Raw genomic sequence first — 5,060 nt, forward strand, 5'->3', positions numbered from 1 at the left:
ACTTCATTTGATGACCTCCATTTGTATGCGGTAATCCCTGTTACCATTTGTCTTTTCCGACTTGTAGTATACAGGTAAATCCACGAACCTACAAATCGGAGGTCATTACATATTGTCTAAAGAATGCTTGATATCAGCGGATTTCAGGCATGCTAAAAATGAAACTACATTGTAAAGAGCCTCTGATTAGTGTATAATACACTAGTTGTTTTAGGGGCTTCTTTAGCTTAGAAAGGAGCCTTAAATGGGAAAACGTGCAAAGCTCATAAAATAAAGACTTTTTAAGGAGATATAAAACATTATGAAACTCGGAATCGTGGGCCTTCCCAATGTAGGGAAAAGTACTCTTTTCAACTCGCTGACCAAAGCCGGCGCACTTGCGGCAAACTATCCTTTTGCTACGATTGATCCGAACGTTGGCATCGTATCCGTACCCGATCATCGCCTGAAGGTCCTGACGGATATGAACCACAGTAAGAAGACCATTCCTGCAACGATTGAATTTGTGGATATTGCCGGCCTTGTCAAGGGAGCAAGTAAGGGCGAGGGCTTGGGAAATCAGTTCCTGGCCAACATTCGTGAGTGCGATGCCATTGTTCATGTGGTACGCTGCTTTGAGAATACCAATATTATTCACGTCGATGGCTCTATCGATGCTCTTCGTGATATCGAGACCATCAATCTGGAACTTCTCTTTTCCGATATGGAGATCCTGGAACGCCGATATTCCAAGATCAAAAAGCAGTCCATTCAGGATAAGAGCCTGAAGCCGGAAGTCGAAATGCTGGAGCGTCTTCGTCCTTTCCTTGAAGATGGAAATATGGCCAAGGCCTTTGAACTTAAGAATGAGGAAGAAGAGGCAGCATTCAAGCAATATAATCTTCTGACAGCAAAGCCTGTGATCTATGCCACCAATGTTTCCGAGGAAGATCTGGCGGATGACGGCGCTTCTAATCAGGAAGTGAAGAAGGTTAGAGAGTATGCAGCCAAGGAGGGCTCCGGTGTCTATGTGGTATCTGCTGAGATCGAAGCCGAGATCTCCGAGCTGGATGATGACGAGCGTGCGGATTTCCTGGCTGATCTCGGCCTGGAAGAGTCCGGCCTGGATAAGATGATCAAGGCTTCTTATGATCTCCTGGGCCTGATCTCATTCCTGACCACAGGAGAGGACGAAACCAGAGCCTGGACTATTAAGAAGGGAACCAAAGCACCTCAGGCTGCCGGAAAGATTCACAGCGATTTCGAGAGGGGCTTCATTTGTGCCGAAGTATGTGCCTACAGCGACCTGGAGCGGCTGGGCAGTATGTCTGCCTGCAAGGAGGCCGGCCTGCTTCGCCTGGAAGGTAAGGACTATGTCGTTTCTGACGGCGATGTCATCACCTTCCGTTTCAATGTATGATTGATTCAATATTTCTGTTTTACCATTATCAACTTACGAGGATCCTTAAACGATGAAATGTCCATTTTGCGGAAATAATGATACCAGTGTGATTGATTCCCGGCCGGCGGACGACAATACATCCATACGCCGCCGTCGTTCCTGCGAGAAATGCGGCAAGCGATTCACGACCTACGAGAAGGTCGAGACCATTCCCCTTATTGTCATTAAGAAGGACAATAACCGCGAGCAATATGACCGTTCGAAAATCGAGAAGGGCGTTCTCCTTTCCTGCCACAAACGGCCGGTTTCCGCGGATCAGATCCGCGAACTGGTAGACAGCGTGGAGAAGGAAATCTTCAGCCGCGAGGAGCGGGAGGTTGCAAGTTCTGAGATCGGCGAACTTGTTATGAAAGAATTGAAGTCTCTGGATTCTGTTGCTTATGTCCGCTTTGCGTCGATTTATAAGGAATTCAAGGACGTGGATACTTTCATGGAGGAACTGAAGAAGCTGCAGGATTGAGCATTCGTTCTTTAAGGGGAAATATAGACCAATACGGGAGAGGAGAAGAAATTGAAAATCGCAATCGGAAATGATCATGCTGCTGTAGAGATGAAGCAGGAAATTCAGGCTTATCTCGAAGAAAAGGGCTATGAGGTGATTAATTTCGGAACGGATACCAAGGAGAGCTGCAATTATCCGGAATATGGATGGAAAGTGGCAGAGGCTGTAAAGAACGGTCAGGCGGATCAGGGGGTTTTGATCTGCGGAACCGGTATCGGGATCAGTCTGGCTGCCAATAAGGTTCCCGGGATCCGGGCAGCGGTATGCTCCGAGCCGGTTTCGGCAAGGCTTGCCAAGCAGCATAATAATGCGAATATCATTGCTTTTGGAGCAAGAATTGTCGGTTTAGAAGAAGCCAAAGCAATCGTAGATGCCTTTCTGGAAGCTGACTTTTTGGGCGGTCGTCATGCAAAGCGAGTGGATATGATTACAGAGATCGAGGAGAAGTATTGCAGCAGAGCAGGTAAAAATGATTGAAAATTTTATCGAATTACTGTAGAATAGATTAGTAATCGTGCGTATTGCTAAGAATAAACCGAGATGGTCAATTCGGACGGATACGTCCTGAGAATAAAAATGTGTGTTTTAAGGAGGAAAATCAGATGATTTCAGCCGGCGATTTTAAGAACGGTATTACACTTGAGTGGGAGGGCAAGATCTGGCAGATCGTAGAGTTCCAGCATGTTAAGCCCGGTAAGGGTGCAGCTTTCGTACGTACAAAGCTGAAGAACATCATCGATGGCGGTGTTCGTGAGACCACTTTCCGTCCGACCGAGAAGTTCCCTACTGCCCGTATCGATCGTAAGGATTATACCTATCTCTACAAGGATGGGGATACCTATAACTTCATGGATGCAGAGACCTATGATCAGATCTCTCTGACTGCTGATGAAGTTGGCAACACTCTTGATTTCGTTAAGGAAAACGAGACCGTTAAACTGGATTCCTACAACGGTAATGTATTCGCTGTTGAACCTCCTCTTTTCGTAGAACTTGAGATCACAGAGACGGAGCCTGGCGTTAAGGGAAATACTGCAACGAACGCAACCAAGCCGGCAACTGTTGAGACCGGAGCACAGGTTTATGTACCTCTGTTCGTAAATACCGGCGATAAGATCAAGATCGATACCCGTACCGGTGAGTATCTGTCTCGTGCATAATAGTAACAGGATCTAATCATTTGACGTGGGCTGCCTTTCTTAAGAAGGGCGGCCGGCGTCTTTCTTTTTCGAGGCATGAAAATGGCAGAAGACTTTTGTAAATTGCCCTTATCTGAACTTCTTCAGGATCGGTCTATATTTCATATCTTCGATGAGGAATTTCAGAAAGCAGGCTGGCTGGATGTGACTGCACTATTGAACTCAGAGAGCCGGATCCAGGATCTTTATGATGATAAAACGGTACCGGCTGAGGTGCTGGATCGGATCGTGGAACAGGTGAAGGCCCTGTAGTTTGCACAGAATATTAGGTCAGTTTACAAGGAACTACACGCAGACCGTGAAACGGGCTGCTGACAACAAACGGCGGTATGCTCCCGGAGAGGGCAGCATACCGCCTGTTTTGTTGTCCGGGGTTTCCAAAGGGGTGCCCCCTTTGGCACACGACTTTGCTTGCAAAGTGTAGTGTGTTATACCTGCTGGCGTGGCTGACGGGGGAAACGGGGTGCGGTGCTTCTTGCGCCCCGTTTGCTCCGGCAGGAAAACAGGCTGAATTTTTGCGAATGGGAATGAGCAAAAAATCGGCCTGTTTTCAGAGAACGGCGGCAGGTATATGAAAGCCCCCGTCCCTCGTCCTACGCTCCGACTTGTGGACAAAGTGTCCCGAAGTTGTGGCCACACTCCCGGAAAAGTAGCAGGACAGCGGGCAACCGTCAAGGCTGAAATGAACGGGGTTACACCCGGCCTTGACCGCCGCCCGCCGCCCCGCTGGATGGGTGGACAAGGCGGCCAATCCCTCAAAGTGCTTGTCCGCGCTCTTTCTGATTTTGAGGTATTCAGTTTTTCAAAATTGAATAATCAAAATAAATTTTTTCGATTGAAAAAATTTTATTTGTTATCATCTTCAATGCCATATTTTTTCTTTTGCCGAATCACATAATTACTGATTTTTTCATCATATAGTGGATACTGGTAATCCAACTGGCATGCCACTTCTGACGAAACCTCCCGGAACAATGCCATACATTGTTCAAAGGATTCCCACATATGGGGATAGGAATCCATATTATAAGTGGACATAAGTCGTTCCCACAATTCCTCTGGGACATATTGCTTCATAAATTTATAGTTTTTTCCCAAACTGAAATGAAATCCCTGTTTGATACCAATCAGCCAGGAAATCATGCGAAGCAATTCTTTTCGTACTATATCATTCATATGGTCAATAGCAAAAAGAATTTCTTTGCGGCATAAGCCCTTTACTACATATGTTGTAGTATTCCAAAATTCATTACAGCAATCGTCAAACATTCTTTGAGTAGGCTTCTGCAAGTGGTAGTCTATATCCGTTGGTATTGGCGGCTTTACGATACGGTTGTCTTTATCCAACAGTAACTTTACCAGTTTATCCCATGTAAAATACTCGTCTATCAGTTCCAGCGGCAGCAAAGTTAAATCTATCTTAACATCATCAGTAAACAGCATTAAATATGAAAATCCCTTTTCTACAGCTGGAAATAATTCCATATCTTCCGGCTTTTGCAGAATCAACCTTTCACCAAATATATCTAGCCATTTATCATCACTTGTGAAGCTGTCCATATCCGTAACAAAAAAAGTAATATCAAAATCCTGAAAATCATCAGGCGGAATATTTGTATTTGTTCTAGATCCTTCCAAAGTAACCATGCGAATGCGTTTGTCTGTTTTTGCAAAATTCAAAACAATATCATAAACTTCCTTTTCTGATCTCATTTTTATCTCCTCCAATTATTGAAATAGGTGTGAAGCCATTTTAGGGCTTTCCCGCCTTGATTACCCTTTAGCAAAGACGGGCGGTAAGTCCTCAATCACCGGTACCTTTTCAGGGTACCATATTTCTGCGATGATATCTCTATTTATTGACGAGTTGCACGACTTGCAAAAGTTGTGCAATGCTATGAAGGAGGTATTCGCATGT

Annotated in this window: 6 protein-coding genes; 5 read left to right on the forward strand and 1 reads right to left on the reverse strand. The window is 45.3% G+C overall.

The genetic code is table 11. The features are described from left to right. Positions 1-301 precede the first annotated feature (301 nt). From ychF to ACKX2L_RS11305, 5 genes are all read left to right on the forward strand, one after another. Positions 302-1,399 (forward strand): redox-regulated ATPase YchF, encoded by a 1,098-nt coding sequence (gene ychF / locus ACKX2L_RS11285; RefSeq protein ID WP_497553310.1) that lies wholly within the window; start codon positions 302-304, stop codon positions 1,397-1,399. Positions 1,400-1,451: 52 nt separating this feature from the next. Next, positions 1,452-1,901 carry a transcriptional regulator NrdR gene (nrdR, locus tag ACKX2L_RS11290; protein WP_497550874.1) on the forward strand — a complete coding sequence of 150 codons (450 nt, stop codon included), beginning with the start codon at positions 1,452-1,454 and terminating at the stop codon, positions 1,899-1,901. A 51-nt stretch (positions 1,902-1,952) separates the two neighbouring features. Further along, entirely contained in the window at positions 1,953-2,420 is a 468-nt protein-coding gene (gene rpiB / locus ACKX2L_RS11295; RefSeq protein ID WP_497550873.1) for a ribose 5-phosphate isomerase B, read from the forward strand. A 125-nt stretch (positions 2,421-2,545) separates the two neighbouring features. Beyond that, positions 2,546-3,103, forward strand: coding sequence for an elongation factor P (gene efp, locus ACKX2L_RS11300; protein WP_497550872.1), 558 nt, complete (start codon positions 2,546-2,548; stop codon positions 3,101-3,103). 81 nt (positions 3,104-3,184) lie between these two features. Then, complete coding sequence (locus ACKX2L_RS11305) at positions 3,185-3,394, forward strand: hypothetical protein (protein ID WP_497550871.1); 210 nt, start codon at positions 3,185-3,187, stop codon at positions 3,392-3,394. A gap of 594 nt (positions 3,395-3,988) precedes the next feature. Here the strand turns inward: ACKX2L_RS11305 and ACKX2L_RS11310 are convergent. Further along, positions 3,989-4,855, reverse strand: a complete 867-nt coding sequence (locus tag ACKX2L_RS11310; RefSeq protein ID WP_001255868.1) for an aminoglycoside 6-adenylyltransferase AadE — start codon at positions 4,853-4,855, stop codon at positions 3,989-3,991. Between the last annotated feature and the right edge of the window lie 205 nt (positions 4,856-5,060).

Origin of the sequence: Porcibacter vitabionis, assembly GCF_046263795.1 — a bacterium.
Lineage (GTDB): Bacteria > Bacillota > Clostridia > Lachnospirales > Lachnospiraceae > Lachnocurva.